Raw genomic sequence first — 22628 nt, 5'->3', positions numbered from 1 at the left:
GCTTGCTTATCGCGCCAATTGAACGATAAAGTGCGCCAGAAGAGACGAGGAGAAACGACTCGGGCAACACGACGGCGCAGACTGGAGAGGAGACGCTCAACATGAAAAAAGTCACGCTCAATGGCAGTTTCCCGATGATTCGCGCGGCGGTGATGGGACCGGTCGTGCGTGCACTGGATCAATCGGGCGCCGATTGCGACACGCTGCTGCAGGCATTCGGCATGAGCCGGCGGCTGCTGTCGAATCCGTATGAAATGCTGCCGCTCACACGTTATGTGGCGGCCTTCGAGCGTGCGGCCGAGGTGCTCGGCGAAAGCTCGCTCGGCCTGCGGCTCGGCAGTGAATTGCAATTGACGGAGCTTGGACCGGCGGGCCTGGTGTTTCTTTCGTCACCGACGCTGCGGGCGGCGCTGCGCAAGTTCGCGCTCGCGCTCGCGTCATGGCAGAACACCACCGCCTGCGAATTGCTGCACGACGACGAATGGCCGATCTGGACCTACCAGATTGCCAGTCCGCAAATCTGGCCGCGTCGTCAGGATGCGGAGTACAGCCTGTCGATCATGTGCCATATGATCCGGCTCGTGCGCGGTGCGGCATGGAATCCGGTCGAAGTGCATTTCGAGCACGCGGCGCCCGCGGACCTCAAACCGTATGCGCGGATCTTTCGCGTGCCGGTGCGCTTTCAGCAGCCTTGCAATGGCATGATTCTGCGTCCGCAGGATCTCGCCGCGTCGCTCAAGAGCGCCGACACGCAGATGGCGCGCATGATGGAGCGGCATGCCACCGATCTGATTGCGAGCGATACGGTGCCGCACAGCATCGTCGAGCAGGTGCGCGATCTGATCACGCGACGGCTCGCGCATGAAAAGCTGATCGTCGCGGACATCGCGAAGGACCTCGGTCTCTCGCATCGCTCGCTGCAACGGCATCTCGCGGAGCAGGGCACATCGGTGCGGCAGATTTTGCGCGAGGAGCGGCAGCGCAGCGTCGCCGGGCTGCTCGAACGTGACGGACTGACCAATGCGGCGATCGCACGCGCGGTCGGTTATGCGGATGCGACCGTGTTATGGCGCGCCACCCGCAATTGGAAAAACAAGCCCACGTGACACACCCATCACGCGCGACGCACGCGCGAGGCTTTCATTTCGAAAGCCTCGCGGCACTACTGTGTGCCCCTTGAAATCATTCTGATCTCCTAATCATTTACAGCAAGCCAACGGATTCTGTGTTCGCGCGCCATTGGCGCGGTTTATCGAAAATTTGGCGCGGTTCGCGAAGTCAATTTATTTTTTAGCTACCTAACATGCGCTCACACCGAAGCATTTGATGTCGGTCAAATGAACGCCTTGACCAGTCGTACCGGGTTCAGGCGGGTTTCAGACGAGCCAACCACATGAGAGGCAGCGATGAATGAACCCTATTCGCCGACCAGTCCGGTCGACGCGGAGAACCCCATCGAATTGAACGGCAATACGCTAGGTTTATGGCAGATCGTGTTTCTGGTGATTTCCGCGGCAGCGCCTCTGACCGGCATGCTCGGCGCGGTGCCGCCGGCGATCAGTCTCGGCAACGGCGCAGGCGTTCCGGGCGCGTTCGTGATCGCCGGCGCGGTGCTGCTGATTTTCAGTGTCGGCTTTGCGTCGATGAGCCGGCACGTGGTGCGAGCCGGCGCGTTCTACGCGTACATCACCGCCGGACTCGGGCGACCATTGGGGATGGCCGGCGCACTGGTCGCGCTGATGTCGTACACGTTCATCCAGATCGCGCTCTATGGCCTGTTTGGTTTTTTCTGCACGGTGATTCTGTCGCCGCTGCTGCATATCGCGCTGCCCTGGTACGGGTATTCGCTGATCTGCGTGGCGGTGGTGCAATTCACCGGGATTCGCGGCATCGATCTGAATAGCCGGCTGCTCGGCGTACTGATGTGTCTCGAACTGGGCATCCTGCTGTTGCTCGCGATCGCCATCGTCGTGCATGGCGGCGGCCCCGACGGTCTCACGCTCGCGCCGCTCGCGCCGCGACATGTTTTCAGCGGACATCCCGGCATTGCGGTGATGTTCGCGTTTGCGTCGTTCATCGGCTTCGAGGCGACCGCGATCTACGGCAAGGAATGCCGTGATCCGAAGGTGACGGTGCCGCGTGCGACGTATGTGTCGGTGCTGCTGATTCTGGTGTTCTTCGCTTTCGTGACGTGGACGATCGTCTGCGCGTATGGCCTCGCCGACGTGGTCACGGTCGCGACCCGACAACCCGGCGATTTCTGGTTCATTCAGTCCGGCAAATACCTGGGTGGCGCGGTGACGACGGTGATGAGCCTGCTGTTGCTCAGCAGTATTTTCGCGAGCCTGCTGTCGTTTCATAACACGCTGGTGCGCTATATCCACGCGTTGAGTCTGGAAGGCATCCTGCCGCAGGCGCTCAACCGAGTGCACGCCACCTACCGGTCGCCGTATGTGGCGAGTTATCTGCAAACCCTGTCGGTGTGCGTGCTGCTCGGGCTCTTCATCGCGGCGGGCAGCGACGCCTTCAACATCGTGTTCAGCTGGAGTTCGGCGCTCGGCACGATTGGCATCGTGATGCTGCAGGCCGTGACGAGTTTTTCGGTGATCGCGTTCTTCCGCAAGAACCGCAAGGATACCCGTGTGTGGCACGCGTTCGTCGCGCCGCTGATCGGCGGTCTCGGTCTGCTGTTTATCGGCGTGATTCTCGTGCGCAATCTCGACGCACTCAGCGGCTCCGATAGTCCCATCGTCAAATCGTTCCCGTGGATCGTGTTCGCCGTCGCGCTGATCGGCGTGCTGATCGGTCTCATCCTGCGCAAGAAGCGCCCGCATATCTACGCTCGCTTCGGCCAGTAATCGGTCCGCGCAAAAAAAAGCCCCCCACTTTCCGGGAAAAAAACATGGCAGACAATATCGTCAAGCGCTCGGCGCTTGCGCTGGCCGCGTGCGGCCTCGCGATCGGCGCACACGCGCAATCCTCGGTCACGCTCTACGGCACGGTCGACGCCGGCCTCGTCTACACCAGCAACCAGCAGACCACGCTCGCCGACGGCAGCACCAACGGCCACGCGAATTACCAGCTGACGGGCGGCAATCTGGTGCCGTCGCGCTGGGGTTTGATGGGCACGGAGGACATCGGAGGAGGAACGACGATCAACTTCACGTTGGAGAACAGCTTCCTGATCGGCAGCGGTGCGATGCTGCAGACGAACACGCTATTCAACCGCAACGCGTGGGTCGGCTTGAGCAACCCAGGCTATGGCGCGCTGACCCTCGGCCGTCAATACGATCCGTTCTCCGATTACCTGGGCGCGTATGTATCGAGCAATAACTGGGCGACGCTGTACGGTTCGCATTTCGGCGACGTCGACAATCTGAACGAAGCGTTCAACTTCAACAACTCGATCAAGTACATCAGCCCGAGCTTCGGCGGGCTGACGTTCGGCGGCTTGTTCAGCTTCGGCGGCGTCGCGGGTGATTTCTCGCAGAAGAAGGGCTGGGCGCTGGCGGCGAATTACGTGCACGGGCCCTTGTCGCTGAGTGTGGGCTATCTCGAGTTGAATCAGCCATTGCAGGCCGCGTTGGGCGGCACCAGCGGATATATCGGCGACTTCAGTTGCGCCAACGCGAGCGCGTCGTATTGCCTGTTGCAGGACGCGAGCAAGGTACGCATTGCCGGAGCAGGGGGATCGTACGCGTTCGGCAAGGCCAGCGTCGCGCTGACCTATACGCATACGCGACTGTCACAGAGCCAGTACTTCGCCAGCGCAGCGCGACCCGACGGAGCGGACGTCTCTTTCGACATTGCCGAGTTGAACACCACGTATGCGCTCGCGCCGGATTTGCAGCTGGGCTTCGCTTATATCTTCAATCACGCGAAACCGGCGGGCAGCGCTTCGACGCAAGTGCATCAGGTGAACCTGGGCGCCGTGTATAGCCTGTCGAAACGCACGGCCTTGTATGCGGTGGCGATCGGGCAGAAGTCGTCCGGTGCGGGACTTGGGATCGATCCGTCGACCGGCGCGACGCAGAACCTCGCGCAGATTCCGAACCTCGTCAATTCGGATACGGACAAGCAGCTCGCCGTGGTAGTGGGGCTGCGGCACAACTTTTAGCGGGTGGGGCAGGCGTTCGCCAGAAATCCGCGCGAGCGCTCAACCCTAGTCCGCTGCCCGCTTATCCGCCAATGCATTCTGGCAATCGGCCAGCACTTGCCTGACCAACCTTGCTTGCGGGTCGAGTTCGTCGGTATCGAGAATTTCCTCGACCGCATCGCGTGCCCAATCGGTGTCGACGAACCGTGCGTGCCGCTGAGCGATTTCGACGGCCGTCGCCGACAGCTTCGCGATGGTAAGCCAGTCGGCTTCGCGTGCGCGGCGGTCGAGCCACTTATGGGCGGCCTGCACATGAAACGCCGCGTCGGGCCAGTCCTCGTTCAGGTAATAAGCGCCGAGGCATCCGCATGTGAGCCAGCACAACAGCTCCAGGCGGTCACGTGGACTCAGATGATGGCGTACATCACTCATGGCGACGCTCGCTGCGGTAAATTGCTTCCCGGTGGGGACGGCGGGCCGCCATCCTCCGCTTTCATTAACAATATCACGCAGAATTCACGGTGGGCAATTACCGACGTACCCTGACGCATCGTTGCACCGCCGCACCGTTGCGCCGTTTGACCATTAGCGGTTGGCGCGCGTCACGGGCGCTGCGCCCGGTCGGGTGAAGCAGGCGCCGCTAGCGCGTGGCGACGACGAACAGCCGCGGAAATGGCAGCAGCACCGTGCCGTCGCGCTGAGCCGGATAAGCGTCGGCGATCTCGTCGCGGTAACGCTGCAGGAACGCCTGCTGGCCGGCGGCGTCGAGCCCGGCCAGGAACGGCCGCAGCGCGCTGCCCTTGAACCACTCGACCACCGCGTCGGCGCCGCCCGCGAGCGGGTGATGGTAGACGGTGCGCCAGACGTCGACCCGCGCGCACAGCGGCTTGAGCAGGCCGTAGTACCAGTCGGCGCCATGACGCATGGTCCGCTCGACGCCCTTGAGCTGCCCTGCCCACGGGCCGTGCGCCGCGATCTCGCGCAGCAGCCGGTGCGCGGGTTCGTCCAGATTGTCCGGCATCTGCACGGCGAGGCTGCCGCCCGGCGCGAGCTTGCGCACCAGCGCGGGAAACAGCCGTTCGTGGTCGGGCACCCATTGCAGGACCGCGTTGGCGAGAATCAGGTCGTACGGGCCGGTGGCGGCCCACGTCGAAATATCGGTGAGCTCGAACTGGAATTGCGGCAGCCGCTCGCGGGCTGCCGCGATCATGTCTGCCGAACTGTCGAGGCCGGTGATCCGCGCGCCGGGTGCGTGCGCCGCGAGCGTTTCGGTCGAATTGCCGGGCCCGCAGCCGATGTCCACCGCGATCCGCACCTGCGTGGGCGGCACGGCCGCCAGCAGATCCCTGACCGGGCGCGTGCGCTCGTTTTCGAACAGCACGTACTGCCTGGCCTGCCAGTCGGTCGTCGATGTCATCTCATGCTCCTTGTGTGGGGGGATGGCCGGATCGGCGGCTGACGCTCACGTTGGTGACGTTGGTGACGTCGGCGGTGTCGCGCACCGATCCGATCCAATCCGTCCATTCTCAACCGCGACAGCAGCGGCGTAAAATTAATTTATTGCTCCGATTCCTTCATTTTTTTGATGAAAATCGACACCCTCGGCGTTCAGGCATTCGTCGCGATCGCGGATCGCGGCAGTTTCCAGGGCGCGGCCGATTCACTGCACGTTACGCAAACGGCGATCACACAGCGGTTGCGCAAGCTCGAAGCGTTTCTCGGCGTCACGCTGATCGAACGCACCACGCGCTCGATGGCGCTGACGGAAATCGGCCGCAGTTTTCTGCCGCAGGCGCGCCGGCTGCTCGGCGAACTCGCCGACGCGCTGGTGGAGATCCGCGAAACGGGCGTGGCCCGTCGCGGCGATGTGTCGATCGCGTGTGTGCCGACGGTCGGCGTGCAATATTTGCCGCGCATTCTGCAGGCGTATTCGGCGCGCTATCCGCATAACCGGATCAGGATTCTCGATCACGCGTCGGCGGCGGTGGAGGAGGCCGTGCTGCGCCGGGAGGTGGAGTTCGGCATCAATATCGCCCGCGGCCATCATCCGGATCTGGCCAGTGTGCCGCTGACGAAAGACCGTTACGTGCTGATCTGCCATCAGGATCATCCGCTCGCGAAGCGGCGGCGCATCGGCTGGCCGCAACTGCAGCCTTATCCGTTGATCTTCGCCGGCGAGGTGAGCGGCAACCGCGCGCTGCTCGACGTCGCCCTGGAAAAGAGCGGCCTCACGCTGCGCTCGTTCTACGAAGTCCAGCGCAGCTCGACTGCGGTGGGACTGGTCGCGCAAGGGGTCGGCGCGGCGGTGGTGCCGGCGCTCGCGTTGCAGAACGGCGCGTATCCGACGGTGCGCACCATCGAACTGACGCAGCCGACCGTTTCCCGCACGCTCGTCCTCGTCGCGCGCAAGAGCGCGCAACTGTCGCCGGCGGCGCAGGCGCTGTACGACATGATCCGCGAGCAGGCGACGCTCAAGGGGTAGGCCGCATTTCCCATCGAAGACGCCCATGTTCCGCACGCACTTAAGGTGGCATTCGACATCGACACTTCGACATCGCTGCAACGGGATGAAGAGCAAGTCTGGTTGAACGGCGCACCGGCCGCTGCGTGCCCAGAATCTGGTCGCTGGTACCGGGTTGACTAATCGTCAAGGTCACTGATGGAGGACGCACGACCCAAAGCGGTCGTCGGCAGCCCATGACCGACCGATGATTGCGGAAATCCGGACATCAACAGTCTGCGCAATCACGTTTTTCGGATAGTGACTCTCATCGCGCGGTTCATAATCCCTCGATATCCACCCGTACTCTTCGGCGTTGAGCTTGGCGTGCATGACAGGACCGGATGATGCAGCCTGCACGAATGCGGAATTTGCGCAGGACGATGAGCACACTGCCGCTAATTCGGGAGGCGCGATACATGATAGGATTCCTTATCGATGAATTGTCGTTTACTTCTTCTCTGCAGGTAGACGTGCTGCTGGTAGTACTGAATCTCTTCAGGTCGTGCACGTAGATGCCGCCCCAGACGCCGTCACAACGTTCCGCAGTCATTCCGCATGTTGCGGCCCACCGGTGCAGGTCGAGGGAGCAGTCGTAGATCGCGTCACCCTCAGCGCATTACGTGGGTCGATCGTCAATGACGAACCATCGGAGCGTGCGAGCCGGTTGGTCAGGCACGGCAATTAGCGTGGGCAGGCTGCCGATCACGCCCTTCACCTGGGCGACAAACGCGTCACCCTTCATTGACGCACGGGAGACGGTTTTCAGGCCGCACTGCGCCGCCGTGTTCAAGCGCGAGTGAACGATGGTGAGCCACCAATCCGTCATCGTGTAGCTCGTGTCGGGGGCTTCGATGCAAGTCCGATAGTTCGAAGCGACAAACTTCCCCGCGTCACCCGAGGCCGCAACCACCGCCCACGCCTTCTCGTAACTCCCGCCAGCCCGTCCCGCAGCGCCCCCCTTTATCGGCTGCGTTTGCAGCCCATAGGCCACAGCGACGCCAGCAATTGCAACGAGTCCAGCGAGATGCACAGGATGACGCTTCGCTGCCTGACGGCCCGTTTTCGGTACAGAAATCATGACGTGATCCCCTTCGTTCGACGACAAGGCCTGGTCCCCGTATCTGTGATTCTTATGGTCACCCTGCAACACAATTGCGGCCTGGATCTTCTACGGGATCGTAGATTATTCGCTGACGCCCGAACATAACCTGAATAGGTGATCGCGTGAGCCCAGCCGGTGTCGACGGCGAGGTGTGAATTGGGAGGTACGTCTGACTGACTGCCCTAAGGCCCCTCACCTTGTTGGTGATCAACAAGTCCGAATCGGCGGGCTCCCGCATCTCACGCGATCCTTGCATCGCTGTTTGGAACGCCCCAGCGCCTGCAGTTCGCTATCGCAACTTGCCGAGCCACAGCGCGGTGAGCGTTGAGCGATTCCGGACGTTGAATTTGGCGTAGATCGACTTGATGTGGACATGCGTCGTGTTCGGACTTTGGTCGAGTTTCTGCGCGATCTGCTTTTCCGTGAGTCCGTCGAGCAGCCCCAGCAGCACCCTTCGCTCGGCCGACGTCAGGGGAGCGTCGGCGATGAGCAGGCCGTGGCTGAGCAGTTGCTGCCGGTTGAACCATCTCAGCCCATGCATCACGAAGCCCAGACGCTCGAGATCCAGCGCAGAGAAGCGGGGTGCCCGCACATCGCGAAACACGAAGAGATGAATCCGCACATCGTCGTTGAGCGAGCAACGCACCTGGATGCTGTCGCCGTGGCCGACTTCGAGGTAGTGGCGCCGATAATGCTCACCTTCAAACCATTCGGCGGGCATCGCCTCGAAGAGCAGGTTGGCGCAGAACGGCTCGTTCCCTGACGCGGCCACGACATGTGACGAGTCGACGTGGCCGGACCAGAGCGTGTCGTACTGCTCCTGCACGGAAGCGACCATCGCCGGTACCGGATGCAGGAGCCGAACCAGTCGTGGACGCCAGCCGAACAAAGGATCCTTTGGCGCGAGCGAAGGCAATCGCACAACAACGGCCCAAAGCGCATTCTGTGCCTTGACCATGGCACAGAGCGTGGTTAGCAGATGGGGCAGCGCGACATCGCCATCACCTGCTGAGAACTCGGCCAGCCGATCCCAGAGTGCGTAGATGTCATCGTGGACCGGTGGATTGGTGGAATCCGCGAATGGAAGCATGTCGTCCCCAAGAAAAATGTGCGGATCACCGATCATCGGTGAGCATGAGGGTACCACCTTTTCAGGTAGTACCCAGGCGCATCACGGCGCTCGATACTGATGCGCCGCTCACAGACGCGACCGTCATCAACTGGAACCAGGCAGCACTGGGTACTCGATGTTTCACGGGGCGACGACACCCGGCAGACGCGGGACAAGGCAGCCGCCCGCAACGTGGCGAGCCTGAGAAAGATCACCTTGAATCTGGCGCGGATGGCACAACAGCGGCAACTGGAGAAGGGCAGTCTGAAAACATCTGCAACCTCGCGGCATGGGACACCGTCGAGCGAGAGTCGACTCGCGCCAGACGAACGCCCGCCCGCCATGTGGTCGCGCTGATCCCCGCATGCTTGCCGTGCTGAGGCATGGGGGCTCTCTACCCCGCGAGGCCAGCGCGCCGCGAGTCCACTATCAGCAACGACAGGAAACTTCCTTCGGGCGACACCGATCTGCATCGTCTTAGGATTGATCCTTTACGGCCCTGCACATGCGAGCGCAGCCGGAGTTGCCCTCGCTGTGGCTTCTGGTGCCGTGACATCAGCAATTGGCTTTGTAGTGTGAAGTTCGACGATCCGAAGACTGCCGGCAATGTCCGCGGCTGCCATCCAACTGCTGGTGCCGCCCATTGCGGCGCTCGGCGGCGTTCTGTTCCGGCATGAACCCGTGAGCCCGCGCCTCACTTTCAGTTTTGTTGCCGTCCTTGTTGGCATTTCGCTGACAGCTTCGGCCAGCGCCAGACACAACGGCAACGCTCGATAAGCGCGCGGCCTATTCGCGGAAGATGCGTCCTGCTGTTTTCGTTGACGTGGTCATCCAGGTAGCGGCCGGCCTGGGTCTGTGCATCCGTCCGCGAGATTTCGATCACCTGCCATTGCCCCGACAGCGCGTTCGAACGTCGGCTCCGCCTCAGGTACCAGCCATTGAAATACAGGCTCGATCCGGCAAGTCTTGAGGTTTGTTCGACGCCTGCCCATGCCTAATGCCGCGTGAGTATGCGGTGGCGTATGTGGGCAGGCGTTGGACAACGCTCGAGGGAGGAAACCGCTAATGCGCGTTCCTTTTCTCGTCGATGATCGCCTCCAACTGCAAACGAACGACCTCGGGTATAGACTCCAATTGGATGCCGGATACGCGGACTACCTCCATAGCTTCGACTCCCGGCTGCTTTTGCATTGCAAGAGTGGGGACAAGCCGATCCGGCGTCTCTCGTACTTCATAAAGGATGACGTTCATCTTCGACAAGTTTTCAGCCGTGATATGAACTGTGGGGACCCGAACGAAGAATTCGAAGGCGGGAACCTGGACGAACCGGTGCTTGCCTTCTGGACCCGGGACGTCACGATTCGCAAACGCACGGCGAACGCCTACATCCGGAAGGGAGCCGACCGAGATTTGTTGATCGGCGATCAACACCTCGTAGGCTTTTCCCTGAATCAAGGCAGTGGGGTTGGTCAGTGCTCCGGGCACGATCTTCGCACCTATGACCGAGAGCTTCCCATTCTCAAAGCGAACCTCTAAACGAAGATATCCATCGGACCGTGTGGGCATGGTCACCTCCGAAGCCCTTTGCGGGCCAGAGTTGTGGGAGGGCGGCATCTCGGACATGGTGCCCGCCTTTTCCATGAGATGTTCGCCGCTAACCTCGGTCGCGGCGTCGGCTGCCATCAGAGGCAGGGCCATGTTCCGCAATACTGTCCTCACCTCCCCGACGCTCTCCATGAACGGCAGTCCCGGTGCGTGAACGACCGGCGCACCCATCGGCTTTTGCTCGTTCGGAAGAACTGGAGGACGAGTCTCTCTCTGATCTGTCATGGCTTCGGCACTCCTCTCAGAAATTGTGACCATATCGGTAGTTGTGGATCCAGCGGTAATAGATCTGGTCGAGTGCCCATGGGCTGGCACTCTTTAGCATGCCGAACCAATTCGTGTTATGCACAAAAAGGTTACGCTTGCCGCCGATTCCCGTGTAGTTACACGGTTCAAAATTGTCCACGGTCCCTAGATGCCAGCCACCAATCCAGTCAGCTGACCAGTCACAACTCAAGCCCGATCCTGTTGAAATCATACGGCCTAGATATACCGGACCCCAGTCATTGGCGTTGAACACGACCAGATCGCTCTTGCCATCGCCGTTAAGGTCAGCAACGTAATGGCGGTCATGGCTGCGCATTTGCCAACCTGGGGCATTGCCGTCGTACCGCTGAGTCATGGTCAGGGAGGAGCCGGTCGATTTCAGCATCCCTAGATAGGCGATTGACCATGCATCGCCATTGAATACGAATAAATCCGCCTTCCCGTCGCCATCAAAGTCTCCGACGAAATGTTGGTCGGAAGGGCGCATTTGCCAGTCCGGCATATTGCCATCGTAACGGGTAGACATCGAAAGTGCGCTCCCCGTCGAAGCCAGCATGCCGAAATAAGGGATCGACCACGCACTGCCATTAAAGACCAATAGGTCGGCCTTCTTGTCACCGTTGAAGTCGCCGACGAAGAACTGGTCTGTTGGACGCATCTGCCACCCGGGCAGGTTAGCGTCGTATCGGCGGACCAGCGTAAGGCCGGTCCCGTGGGATTGCAACATACCGAGATAGGGTATGGACCAGTCCGCACCATTGAACACAAAGACATCGACCAGCCCGTCCCCGTTGAAATCTCCAATGAAGAACTGATCGTTGCGATTGAATTGCCAGCCGGGCATTGAACCATCGTAGCGGGCGATCAACTTGAGTCCGCCACTGCCGTCGTCTGCAAGCAGCCCGAGATAAGGCATCACCCAATCGGATCCATTGAAAACCAGCACCTCGTCTTTGCCGTCGTGATTAAAGTCACCGGTCCAGAACTTGTCCCCCGCCTGGAACTGCCACGAGCCGGGTACCAAATTGACCACACTGAATTGGACGTCAAGCTGAGTGCCGTTCGAACGGTACAACATGATGCCATTGCTATTGTGGATCAGGGCGTCCGACTTTCCATCACCATTGAAATCTCCCGGGTACACCTGCAGGAACGTTCGCTGCGTCTGGGCGTCGTTCAGCGACTTCATATGCGTGTAGCAAACGGGGCAATACGGTGGGAGATTGGAGCGCATGCGGCAATTGATTACCGGTCTGTATATACCTTGCGTGAGAGTACCCGCACCCTCGAAGAGCCCTACACTCTGGTTGTCGTCCCAGTCTACGGGTCGGGCACCTTCTGTATAGTCGGCGCATTTTCCTTTCCCGGTGGGGATAGGCGTGCTCGGGTTCACGAACCTTCCCCACTTTAACGTAGTGCGGTTGGTGTTGATCGTGTTATCGACGCACCCTGGCTCCCCGCCCATATAAGTCTTATCCGTCTCGCAATACTCGTCGCAAAATCCGCCGAGACCGTGACCGAACTCGTGAGCAATCGTGTCCCAAGTGATACCGAGCGGCAAAACCGCGAAACCTCCCCCACCGCAACCACCGAAGCCTGGATTGTTCAGCAATATGAGCACCAGATTGTGGTCTGGCACCCATGTGTTGAGTGCATTGCTTACAAGCGTCGAGGTATTTGCGCCGCCCTCAAGCCAGCAATGAGACCATGAACCGCTGTAGTAGTAACCCAGCGCGGTATTCTTTGTGACCGTGCTTAGAAGAGTACCGTTGTCGTACGTCTTCGTGCCAACACCGGAGTCGACGGAAATCAGATTGACGCGATAAACATTAAATGCCTGTATGTCCTCGAAAAAGTAGTCGTTTTTGAATAAGCCGTTAAACAGTAGATCATTGACCTTATTGTTATAGGTCGTCTGGTCTGCGCCGTCAGCGAATCCATCTCCCAATACAGCGATGTTCACCTTGCTCCCTGGCGAGCCTGACGAGAGTATTTGCGTCATAGTGTCTGGCATGTTACCTCCTTCTTAAGAACTAAAGACACACTGCCTTGGGCCGCTCAGAGCCATTTCAGGTAGATCGAAAAATCCGGAGCATCCCGATTCGCGCACACTCCATAAAAGGGGACCATGGACTGTGCAGATAGGGAAATCAATCGAACGAGTCGATTTCTTTTTTATTCCGCTTCCTCGGGTCTTTGCACTGGATAACCCGTTTACTCGCGAGCCAGACCTTTTTGATGGATTTATAGTGCCGATGCAAGTAAAGTGTTAGCCGACATTATGTGGAACAGTCGCGGTTTTTTTACTCCACGTGATATCTGTCGATTTTACGAATTAAAAAGTAGTAGAGCCGGCTTGAAATTTCAAGAAGAAAATCGGAAATTTATCGCCCAGCTAACGGATCACTGCATAGGCCGAGAAAAGAGGTGGCTCCTGGCGGGGGCTGGAGACGTTCGAACGTCCGGCGACTTCACCACTCAGGAACAACCGACGCAGTACGGCCATGATGCGTCGTTCGGCACCTTCCTTGCTGAGACGTTCGGGCATCCGGTCCGTCGTTCCATTGGCGAGCAAGAAAAGGTCTGGCTACGCAAACTTTGAAAACACACAACACGTTGATGCCGGGAAACGCTGCCTGCAGGCTCCATGACCAGGCGAACCGTTCAATATACCGATGCCATACCCGGTGGTCGGTGCTTAAAACGTCGGTGCACCCAGTAATACTGCTCGGGAAATTTAACGACCTGTTCCTCAAGGAACGCATTCATGCGGTGCGCGTCGACTACATCACTCGCCGATGGGAAGTCTGCGAGCGGCTCGAAAATCGTCAACTTATACCCCTGACAATTCGGAAGCACCTCAGTCACGAAGGGAACAACCCTCGCGCGCCCCAGTTTCGCGAGACGCGAAACGGCTGTGAGCGTGCAGGCGGGAACGCCAAAGAAAGGGACAAAGACAGAGTTGTCAACGCCCTGGTCCATATCCGCCGCGAGCATGACCGGTTTGCCGGAACGCAACAATCCCACGATCTTTCTGGCACTTGTCGCGCGCTCGATCATCTCTGCGCCGAATCTGCCGCGTTGCCGCTTGGCCAGGTCGCATAGGGCTGTGTTTGACATTCGTGTGTATAGTGAGGCGACGGGAAGGTGCGTCGAGTAGAGCATGCAGCCGACCTCAATGCCCACGAAGTGAAAACCCATAAAGATGGTGGGCGGGGCTGTATCGTCATGGAGATCAATTTTGCTTTCGATCTGGACGATATCCTGGATCGACTGCGCACTGCCAAACCACTGGATGCCTCGCTCGAGATAGCTGCGAACAACATGGCGGAAGTGCGCTCGGGCGAGCTTCTGACGTTCGCGGCTAGTCTTCTCAGGGAAGCAAAGACGCAAGTTCACCTGGACGATCTGCTTGCGGCGGCTCGGAAGCGCATACAGCGCAGTGCCGACAACCATCCCGAGTCTTGCGACGAATTTGTAAGGAAGTACGGAAAGCGTGCGTAGCAACACCACGATGAGCGCAAAGCTGAGGCGTTTCAAAGATTGTGCCCTATGGATGGTGAAGTTTGGAAAGCGAAGTCAAACGCCAGGCAGGCGACCTTTCTGCTCGTCACTGCTTCGTGGGAATATTTTCGCTCGATATATTAACCGTGGACCATACAGTCCAAGCGTGATCACTGGGTTACTTGGACGACTTGCGAAGTTACCGAGCATTACAGGCGGCTTAGATGCGACCTGCGCCAAAGCTTCTGGTCATGAGTAGTCGCCGCTAGCATCGACGACGCTGTTCCACAACTCAATGGGGATTCTGCGGGTGGTGGTTGCCTTCGTCGACCTCTAACCGCCATAACTTCTCCCGTTGAAACAACAACCTGGCGCGCAATCCCGCCCTCGCGATGCGAAGTGACCAAATTAGTACGGACTTACGCGAATTGACGCTTTTATTACGATTCGAAGGAACATAAAAGTGGCAACGCGCTCGCGCTTTGCCGCGCCACGGCCACATCGGGGTGTCGACAGAACTATTGCGGTCTACGCAAGGGCTGATCGCGGCCCGACGCCGGTGCAACGCGCAAGGCCTGACCCGGCGCGTACGTGACGCAAACGGTGGCGGCCCGTATCATCGACCCGTCAACAACCCTTGCACGCCACGACCCATGCTGCAGATACTCGGCAAGGCTTCCTCGATCAACGTCCGCAAGGTCCTATGGACCTGTGCGGAACTCGGGCTTTCGTTCGAACAGGAAGACTGGGGCTCGGGATTCCGCTCGACGGACACCCCCGAATTTCGCGCGCTCAATCCCAACGCAATGGTTCCTGTGATCCGCGACGGCGACTTCGTGCTGTGGGAGTCCAATTCGATCATCCGTTATCTCGCCGGCCGCTATCGCGGCGAGTCGCTTTACCCGACCGATCCGTGCGAGCGAGCGCGCTGCGATCAATGGATCGACTGGCAGGCAAGCGAGCTCAATCGGGCGTGGAGCTACGCGTTTCTCGCGCTGGTGCGGCATTCGCCGGCGCATCAGGACCGCGAGCAGATCGAACTGTCGTGCGCGAACTGGACGAAGCACATGGCGATCGTCGAAAGTCAGCTGGAGCAGACCGGCGCGTTCATCGCGGGGCAGACGTTCTCGCTCGCGGACATTCCGATCGCGCTATCGACCAACCGCTGGCTCGAGACGCCGCTGCGACATGCTGATTTTCCGGCGCTCGCGGCGTATATGGCGCGCCTGGCGGAGCGTGAGGGCTATCGCGACTATTGTCGCAACGGCACGCCATAAACCGCGTGCCGCCGTCCATTGGACTGCGGCCGTCAAACGCGTACGGCGTGGTTTGCGCGAGGGTTTCGCGCGTGGCGCTTCGCTTACAGAAATGCCGCTGCGACGCTTACGGATTCGTACGCGCGCAGCGCTTCTGCGCATCGGGTCCCGACTCACCTACAATGGCCGCTTTTCTGACATGGATCGAAGGTTCGGGGATGCGGGTATCGAAGTTCGCGCTGGCTTTGCTGACAGCGTTTTTCACTCTGAATGCGAGCGCCGAGATGACGGCTTCGCAATACAAAAAATGGGCTCATGCCGATAACAACTCGATCTATGCCGCGTACATCACCGGCACGATCAACGCGCTAGGCTGGGCGAATGGCGATCTGGTGTCGAAGAAGCGGCCGCCGCTGTTCTGCCCGCCAGAACAGCTCGCGATCGGCAATCAGAACGTCTACCCGTTGCTCGACGCGTTTTTCGCCAACCATCCGGGCATCTCGGACGACTTTCCGATCGGCCTCGCGATTCTCCGTTCGCTGCAGGGGGCGTTTCCCTGCTGAGGCGTGGTGCGCGTGGTGCACATGATGCGCGCGCCGTACGCGTTGCGCGACTCGATGGCGCGCTCGCGCATGCCGCACGGCGAAGCGGGGAAAAAGCGGGGAAAAAGTGGCGGGGTAACACAGTAGCGGGGCGGGCCCCGCTACCTCACTACATCAAACCTGGACGAGCTTCGGAATCTGCACGTCGGGATTGACGTCCGCCTCGTAATCCACGCCCTTGATCTCGAAACCGAACAGGCGCAGGAAATCGGTCTTGTAGCCGGCGAAATCGGTGAGCTCGTAGATATTGTCGTCGGTCACCTGATTCCACAGCGCCTGCACGCGGGCTTGCACGTCGGCGTCGAGCTCCTTGTAGTCCGCGCGCAGACGGCCTTCGCTGTCGATGTGCGGCGCGGCGCCGTAGAGGCTCTCCTTGTAGAGGCCGTAGACCTGCTCGATGCAGCCTTCGTGCGTGCCTTTCTCCTTCATCACCTTGAACAGCAGCGACAGATACAGCGGCATCATCGGAATCGCGGAGCTGGCCTGCGTGACGACCGCCTTCAGCACCGCGACGCGTGCGTCGCCGCCCTTGGCCGCGAGCTTCGCGCGGATACCCAGCACTTTCTGGTCGAGGTCCTTCTTGGCCGCGCCGATCGAGCCGTTCCAGTAGATGTCGTGGGTGATCTTCTCGCCGAGATAGGTGAACGCGGTGGTCTTCGCGCCGTCCGCGAGCACGCCGGCTTCGAGCAGCGCGTCGATCCACATCTGCCAGTCCTCGCCGCCCATCACCGCGACGGTGTGGTCGATCTCGGTCTGGGTCGCGGGTTCGAGCACAGTTTCCTTGATGACTTCCTTGTCCGTGTCGATACCGCGCAGATTCACCGCGCGGCCGACCGGCTTGAGCGTCGAGCTGAACACCTCGCCGGTCTTCGGATGCGTGCGCTTGGGCGCGGCGAGGCTGTAGACGACGAGATCCACCTGACCGAGATCGCGCTTGATGATCTCGATGGTGCGCTGCTTGACTTCGTCGGAGAACGCGTCGCCGTTGATGCTGGTCGCGTACAGGCCTTTTTCCGTCGCGAATTTCTCGAACGCCGCGGTGTTGTACCAGCCGGCGGTGCCCGCCTTGGTTTCGCTGCCGGCGCGCTCGAAGAACACGCCGAGCGTGGCGGCGTCGCTGCCGAATGCGGCGCTGATGCGCGCGGCGAGACCGTAGCCGGTCGACGCGCCGATCACGAGCACCTTCTTCGGGCCATTGGCAATGGGACCGCGTGCGTTGACGTACTCGATCTGTTCCCTGACGTTGGCTGCGCAGCCGGTCGGATGGGTGGATACGCAGATAAAGCCACGCACGCGCGGTTTGATGATCATGAAGCACCTCTTGTCGGAATTGGCGACATTATAGTGGCCCGCGATTATTGCCGGGACCCGCCGGCACGCCGCGCCGGTTTGGGCGCGCGCCATGCAAAATTCGGGCGCTCGCCGCGCATCTTGGTAGGATTGCGCCTTTCCCGGCAGACGGTAGCAAGCGTGAAGCGCCTCATCCCCTCATTTCTGGCGGCCCTCGAACGAGGGCTGACAATCGCGAACCCGCTAATCGCGCAGGCGCTGCAGCACCTGCGCCATCCCACCCGCCGCGGCGTGGCGTGGGCGTGCGCGGCGGTTCCCGTGCTGGTGCTGCTGTACGTGCTGCTGCTGATTCCGTTCACGCCGAGCATCGGCGACATCCGCAAGGCGAAGATCGAACAGCCGGCGCAGATACTGTCGGCCGACGGCAAGCTGCTCGCCGAGTTCAAGCCGTCCAACCGCGAGTGGGTCAAGCTGAAGGACATTTCGCCAAACGTGGTGAACGCGCTGATCGCCACCGAGGATCACCGCTTCTATCAGCATTTCGGCCTCGACTGGCGGCGCACCGCGTCGGCCGCACTGCACACGTTTTCCGGCGACCGCCAGGGCGGCTCGACCATCACCCAGCAGCTGGCACGCAATCTGTATCCCGACGAGATCGGCCGCGCGCCGACTTTGACGCGCAAGCTCAAGGAAGCCATCACGGCGTTCAAGATCGAGGCGCTCTACACCAAGGACGAGATCCTCGAAACCTACCTGAACACCGTGCCGTTCCTGTACAACGCGTACGGCATCGAGATGGCCGCGCGCACCTATTTCGACAAATCCGCGTCCGACCTGAACGTGCTGGAAAGCGCCACGCTTGCCGGCATGCTCAAGGGCAACAGTTACTACAACCCGGTGCTCAACCCGGAGCGTGCGTTGCAGCGGCGCAATACGGTGCTCGCGCAGATGGTCAAGTACGACAAGCTGACGCCCGCCGCCTATGAAACGCTCAAGCGGCGCCCGCTGCGCATCGATTTCGAGCGCCAGACCGAGCCGCCCGGACCCGCGCCGCACTTCGCGCAACAGTTGCGCAAGTGGCTCGCGGCGTGGGCCGATCGCCACGATTACAACATCTATTCCGATGGCCTCGTGGTCCGCACCACCATCGATTCGCGGCTGCAGACCATGGCGACCCAGGCCGTAACGCTGCAGGGCAACCAGTTGCAGGGGATCGCGAACTCGGCGTGGGGTACGCGAGCGGGCTGCGCGGGCGGCAAGGATCTGCTGCCGACCTTCCTGCGTGAAACGCCCGACTACCGCGCCGCCAAAGACGCGGGCCTGACCGACCAGGACGCGCTCAAGCGTCTGATGGCCGACCGCGATCTGGTGCAGACCGTATGCGAGACGAAAACCCGCGTGCAGGCGGATTTCCTCGCGCTGGACCCGCGCAACGGCCAGATCAGGGCGTGGGTCGGCAGCCGCGACTTCAGCCAGGACCCGTTCGACCATGTGCAGCAGGCGCGCCGGCAGCCGGGCTCGACCTTCAAGCCGTTCGTCTACGCGGCGGCCTTCGAAGCCGGCGCCAAACCGTCGGACACCTTCGTCGACAAGCCTGTCGAGATCCCGCTGGCGGGTGGCGAAATCTGGCGTCCGAGCGACGAGGACGAGCCGAGCAAGCGCGCGATCAGCCTGCGCGACGCGCTTGCGTATTCGCGCAACCGGATTACCGCGCAGGTGATGGAGACGGTCGGCCCGAACAAGGTCGCGCGACTGGCACGCGCGATGGGCGTGCGCGACAGCGAGCTGAACCCGGTGCCGTCGCTCGCGCTCGGCACGAGTCCGGTCACGCTGAAGGAAATGGTCGCGGCTTACGGTACGATCGCCAACCTCGGCGGCTACGTGGAGCCGGTGATGGTCACGCGGATCGAGGATCGCAATGGCGAGGTGCTGGCCGAGTTCGCGCCCGCGCCGCCCCGCCAGGAGCTACCCGCCGACACCGCCCGCACGCTGATCGACGTGATGCGTGACGTCGTGAGCCGGGGCACGGGTTCGAGCATTCGCAGCCGCTTCGGCGTGCGCGGCGACGTCGCCGGCAAGACCGGCACGACTCAAGGCAATGCGGACGGCTGGTTCATCCTGATTCATCCGCAACTGGTAGCGGGCGCGTGGGTGGGTTTCAACGACAGCCGCGTGACTTTGCGCAGCGACTACTGGGGCCAGGGGGCGCATAGCGCGCTGCCGATCGTCGGCGATTTCTTCCAGCGCGCGCAGCGCTCGCGGCTCGTCGACAGCCGCGTCAGGTTCGACACCACGCAGGAGCCGGGCTGGTTTGCGGAACGTGCGGGCAGGTTGCGCGCGTGGTTCCAGCAGCTCTTCGCGGCGAGCCCGGCGCGGCCGGAGAAGCAGGTCGCGACGCATGCGCCGGGGCGTCAGCCGGCACACGACGCGTCGGTTGCGCCTGTTGCGCCTGTTCCACCGCTCGAGCCTGCGGCGTCTGCTGCATCTGCTGCATCTGCTGCATCTGCTGCATCTGCTGCATCTGCTGCATCTGCTGCATCTGCTGCATCTGCCGCGTCCGCTGCGGCGCAGACAGCCGTCGAGCCGCACGCGCCAGCGCAGGCACCGCAACCACCGTTGCTGACGGCGCCGGGCGCCGCTGCGGCGGCCGTGAGCGGGGCAGTCGATGGCGAAGCGCATGGCGGTGGCGAACCGGCCATCGCGCCGACGCCCACGCCGGACGACGTCGTGTCGCCGGACGCCGGCAATGCGAACAACGAGGGTGCGTCGACGAACGGCGGCGCGGCGCATTGAGGTAGGGGCGGGCGGCGTGGCGGGTCCGACGCCACGACGACGCCAGACCGCGGCACGCGAAGACGCCGTGCCGCGCGACGAACAGGGCGAGGGGGCGGCAGCGCGACGTTGGCACGCGCAACGGCGCGCCGTGGCCGCCGCTCGATCCCGACTAGCCCGACGTGGCCCCGTTGTGCGAAGCGGGCCAAAGCGGGCCGATCGTCCTGCCAACACGCCGGCATCCCGACTAGCCGGGCGTGGACCCGTCACGCGAAGCGGTCAAAAGCAGGCCAAAAGCAGGCCGCGCGTCCGGCCAGCATGCTGGCTTATGTCTGCGAGGACGGCGCGACCTCAGGCCGCCGCGACCCCGGATCGGGAAGCCCGGACGACGACGCTTCGAGCGCAGGGTCGTGATGCAGCAGCAACACGGCCGCGACCCCGACGAGCCCCGCACCCGACAGGCACAGTAACCCTGCGCCGAAGCCGCCCGTGCTGTCCTTGATCCACCCCATCGCGAACGGCCCGAAGAAGCCCGCCAGATTGCCGAGCGAGTTGATCGCGGCGATCCCGCCCGCAGCCGCCGCGCCCGACAGGAATGCAGCCGGCAAGGTCCAGATCACCGGCAGACAGCCGAAGATGCCGAAGCCGGCGATCGACAGCGCGATCATCTTCTGCACCGGATTGTCGAGCCCGGCCGCCGCCGCGATGCCGCCGGCCGCGACCAGCAGCGCGATCGCCACGTGCCACCTGCGTTCGAGCTTGTGGTCGGAATGCCGCCCCCACAGCACCATGCTGATCACGCCGACGATATATGGCAGCGACGTCACGAAGCCGGTCTGCAGGTTGGTGAGACCAAACGACTTGACGATCTGCGGCAGGAAGAAACTCAGCCCGTAGTTGGTCGCGTTCGCACCGAAGTAGATGAGGGCGATCGCCAGCACGCGCGGGTTGATCAGCGCCTCCTTCACGCTGAACTTGCGCACGGCCTCGCGATGCGCACGCTCATGCTTCTGGCGCGCGACCAGCCAGTCGCGTTCCTCGGTGGCGAGCCAGCTGGCGTCGGCCGGGCGGTCGGTCAGATAGAACAGCACCACGAACGACAGCAGCACGGCGGGCAGCGCCTCGATCAGATAGACCCATTGCCAGCCGGCCAGTCCGCCGTGGCCGTCGAGCGACAGCAACGCGCCCGAAATCGGCCCGCCGATCACGGTGGACAGCGGAATCGCCGCCATAAAATAGCCGACCATGCGACCGCGATACGCCGCCGGATACCACAATGTGAGCAGGAAGATGATGCCGGGAAAGAAGCCGGCCTCGGCCACGCCCAGCAGGATGCGCAGGCCATAAAACACATGCGCGGCCGAGAGCCCCGTGAAGCGTGCGATATCAGGAATGAACGCCATCGCGCCCGCGAGAATGCCCCACGTGAACATGATCCGCGCGATCCAGCGGCTCGCGCCGAAGCGTTCGAGCAGCAGATTGGATGGGACTTCGAAGAAGAAGTACGCGATGAAGAAGATGCCTGCGCCGAACCCGAATGCACTGGCCGACAGGTCGAGCGCCTTGTTCATCTGCAGCGCGGCAAAGCCGACATTGACGCGGTCCAGATAGGCGATGAAATAACAAAGGATCAGGAACGGCACGAGCCGAACCGTCACACGTTTTATGGTACGTGCTTCGAGCTCCATCAATGTCTCCTCCGGGTCAGGGCCCAGTATGTTTGAACGGGGTCGTTACAGAGTAGTCGCTCGAGCGCAATTGCGAAAGGCGTTTGCGAAAATCCGGGCAACGCCAGAACTGCAGCGTACCTGCTGACTCCAAGTCATTATTCAAGCGCACGCAACAGTGTTTTCGGACGCGGAGGCTGATCTCTCACGCGCGATTACGGATAATCGCGCTTCGGTAATCGGTCGGAAGCGTGCAGGTATTTACATGGTCATTCATCATTCGGAGCGCAGGTTGGAACAGCACGACGCGTGCGCAACGCCCGCGGGTCGACCCGGGTTGTCGAGGCGCGGGCGCGGTCTGATCGCGGCGCTCGCCGCGTGCGCGAGCCTCGCCGGTTGCGCATCGACGTCCGACGTCGTTGCCACCGACAAACCCGGCACCTACACGGTGGCGGCAAGCGCGACCGGCGGCCGGATGGCATGGGCGCGTGCCCATGAGCACGCAATTAACGAAGCGCGCGACTACTGCGAGCGTCGCGGCATGCAAAGCAGTATCACGACGGAAACCGTCAGCGGCGTGAGGGTGATGACGGAGCACGCATCGTCGGTCAATTTCGAGTGTCATCCGAAGTTCTAGATTCAAACGGGCGGCTTTGAACTGCGCCACCGGTTTGTTCGCATCAGCATCGCGAAGACCAGCGCATCGGCGCCGGGCAGGCGCTCGCACAACGCATTCTTCCAGGTGAATTGACTCGACGGCAGCCCACATGCCTGACCGGCTCTATTGAGTGGCCGGAGTGGCCGGCTAGGGCCATTTCAGGCTAACCGCTTCAGCGCGGCGCCAGAAGCACGG

The 22628-nt window shown here is 61.6% G+C and carries 18 protein-coding genes; 9 read left to right on the top strand and 9 right to left on the bottom strand.

All coding sequences use genetic code 11. The features are described from left to right. Nucleotides 1-101 precede the first annotated feature (101 nt). The 3 genes from BN2475_RS10245 (at nucleotide 102) to BN2475_RS10235 (ending at nucleotide 4117) form a co-directional block, all read left to right on the top strand. Nucleotides 102-1106, top strand: a complete 1005-nt coding sequence (locus BN2475_RS10245; protein ID WP_094779405.1) for an AraC family transcriptional regulator — start codon at nucleotides 102-104, stop codon at nucleotides 1104-1106. Nucleotides 1107-1406: 300 nt separating this feature from the next. Next, nucleotides 1407-2858, top strand: coding sequence for an APC family permease (locus BN2475_RS10240; RefSeq protein ID WP_174641922.1), 1452 nt, complete (start codon nucleotides 1407-1409; stop codon nucleotides 2856-2858). A 44-nt stretch (nucleotides 2859-2902) separates the two neighbouring features. Beyond that, complete coding sequence (locus tag BN2475_RS10235; RefSeq protein ID WP_094779404.1) at nucleotides 2903-4117, top strand: porin; 1215 nt, start codon at nucleotides 2903-2905, stop codon at nucleotides 4115-4117. A gap of 45 nt (nucleotides 4118-4162) precedes the next feature. On the opposite strand, the gene BN2475_RS10230 is transcribed toward BN2475_RS10235, so the two are convergent. Together BN2475_RS10230 and tam are read right to left on the bottom strand one after the other, a co-directional pair. Then, a complete protein-coding gene (locus BN2475_RS10230) occupies nucleotides 4163-4528 on the bottom strand; it encodes a hypothetical protein (RefSeq protein ID WP_094779403.1) in 366 nt (121 codons plus the stop codon). A 208-nt stretch (nucleotides 4529-4736) separates the two neighbouring features. After that, nucleotides 4737-5513 carry a trans-aconitate 2-methyltransferase gene (tam, locus tag BN2475_RS10225; protein ID WP_094779402.1) on the bottom strand — a complete coding sequence of 259 codons (777 nt, stop codon included), beginning with the start codon at nucleotides 5511-5513 and terminating at the stop codon, nucleotides 4737-4739. 168 nt (nucleotides 5514-5681) lie between these two features. Between tam and BN2475_RS10220 the strand changes: the two genes are divergently transcribed. Further along, the gene (locus tag BN2475_RS10220) at nucleotides 5682-6578 is read left to right on the top strand and encodes a LysR family transcriptional regulator (protein ID WP_094779401.1); all 897 of its coding nucleotides are present in this window, start codon (nucleotides 5682-5684) and stop codon (nucleotides 6576-6578) included. A gap of 637 nt (nucleotides 6579-7215) precedes the next feature. Here BN2475_RS10220 and BN2475_RS10210 read toward each other — a convergent pair. The 4 genes from BN2475_RS10210 to BN2475_RS10195 form a co-directional block, all read right to left on the bottom strand. Then, complete coding sequence (locus BN2475_RS10210) at nucleotides 7216-7704, bottom strand: hypothetical protein (protein WP_143325767.1); 489 nt, start codon at nucleotides 7702-7704, stop codon at nucleotides 7216-7218. Between the two features lie 286 nt (nucleotides 7705-7990). After that, nucleotides 7991-8827 (bottom strand): helix-turn-helix transcriptional regulator, encoded by an 837-nt coding sequence (locus BN2475_RS10205; protein ID WP_245841247.1) that lies wholly within the window; start codon nucleotides 8825-8827, stop codon nucleotides 7991-7993. A 1047-nt stretch (nucleotides 8828-9874) separates the two neighbouring features. Continuing rightward, nucleotides 9875-10642, bottom strand: coding sequence for a hypothetical protein (locus BN2475_RS10200; RefSeq protein ID WP_143325766.1), 768 nt, complete (start codon nucleotides 10640-10642; stop codon nucleotides 9875-9877). A 16-nt stretch (nucleotides 10643-10658) separates the two neighbouring features. Continuing rightward, entirely contained in the window at nucleotides 10659-12698 is a 2040-nt protein-coding gene (locus BN2475_RS10195) for a M64 family metallopeptidase (RefSeq protein ID WP_094779397.1), read from the bottom strand. A gap of 342 nt (nucleotides 12699-13040) precedes the next feature. Between BN2475_RS10195 and BN2475_RS10190 the strand changes: the two genes are divergently transcribed. Beyond that, on the top strand, nucleotides 13041-13286 hold the full coding sequence (locus tag BN2475_RS10190; protein WP_094779396.1) for a hypothetical protein: 246 nt from the start codon (nucleotides 13041-13043) through the stop codon (nucleotides 13284-13286). Nucleotides 13287-13348: 62 nt separating this feature from the next. Here the strand turns inward: BN2475_RS10190 and BN2475_RS10185 are convergent, their stop codons facing one another. After that, nucleotides 13349-14224 (bottom strand): lipid A biosynthesis lauroyl acyltransferase, encoded by an 876-nt coding sequence (locus tag BN2475_RS10185; protein WP_094779395.1) that lies wholly within the window; start codon nucleotides 14222-14224, stop codon nucleotides 13349-13351. Nucleotides 14225-14841: 617 nt separating this feature from the next. On the opposite strand from BN2475_RS10185, the gene BN2475_RS10180 reads away from it, so the two are divergent. Then, the gene (locus tag BN2475_RS10180; protein WP_094779394.1) at nucleotides 14842-15465 is read left to right on the top strand and encodes a glutathione S-transferase family protein; all 624 of its coding nucleotides are present in this window, start codon (nucleotides 14842-14844) and stop codon (nucleotides 15463-15465) included. Nucleotides 15466-15626: 161 nt separating this feature from the next. Continuing rightward, a complete protein-coding gene (locus tag BN2475_RS10175) occupies nucleotides 15627-16007 on the top strand; it encodes a hypothetical protein (RefSeq protein ID WP_245841245.1) in 381 nt (126 codons plus the stop codon). 153 nt (nucleotides 16008-16160) lie between these two features. On the opposite strand, the gene fabV is transcribed toward BN2475_RS10175, so the two are convergent. Next, on the bottom strand, nucleotides 16161-17357 hold the full coding sequence (gene fabV / locus BN2475_RS10170; protein ID WP_094779393.1) for an enoyl-ACP reductase FabV: 1197 nt from the start codon (nucleotides 17355-17357) through the stop codon (nucleotides 16161-16163). Between the two features lie 159 nt (nucleotides 17358-17516). On the opposite strand from fabV, the gene BN2475_RS10165 reads away from it, so the two are divergent. Further along, nucleotides 17517-20129 carry a penicillin-binding protein 1A gene (locus BN2475_RS10165; RefSeq protein ID WP_094779392.1) on the top strand — a complete coding sequence of 871 codons (2613 nt, stop codon included), beginning with the start codon at nucleotides 17517-17519 and terminating at the stop codon, nucleotides 20127-20129. A 305-nt stretch (nucleotides 20130-20434) separates the two neighbouring features. On the opposite strand, the gene BN2475_RS10160 is transcribed toward BN2475_RS10165, so the two are convergent. Further along, nucleotides 20435-21796, bottom strand: a complete 1362-nt coding sequence (locus BN2475_RS10160; RefSeq protein WP_094779391.1) for an MFS transporter — start codon at nucleotides 21794-21796, stop codon at nucleotides 20435-20437. 316 nt (nucleotides 21797-22112) lie between these two features. Between BN2475_RS10160 and BN2475_RS10155 the strand changes: the two genes are divergently transcribed. Next, a complete protein-coding gene (locus tag BN2475_RS10155; protein WP_174641924.1) occupies nucleotides 22113-22412 on the top strand; it encodes a hypothetical protein in 300 nt (99 codons plus the stop codon). The last annotated feature ends 216 nt before the right edge of the window (nucleotides 22413-22628 follow it).

The sequence above is a fragment of the Paraburkholderia ribeironis genome, assembly GCF_900019265.1.
GTDB classification, from domain to species: domain Bacteria; phylum Pseudomonadota; class Gammaproteobacteria; order Burkholderiales; family Burkholderiaceae; genus Paraburkholderia; species Paraburkholderia ribeironis.
Note: the sequence above shows the minus strand (reverse complement) of the source record. Positions and strands in the feature narration are given on the sequence as shown.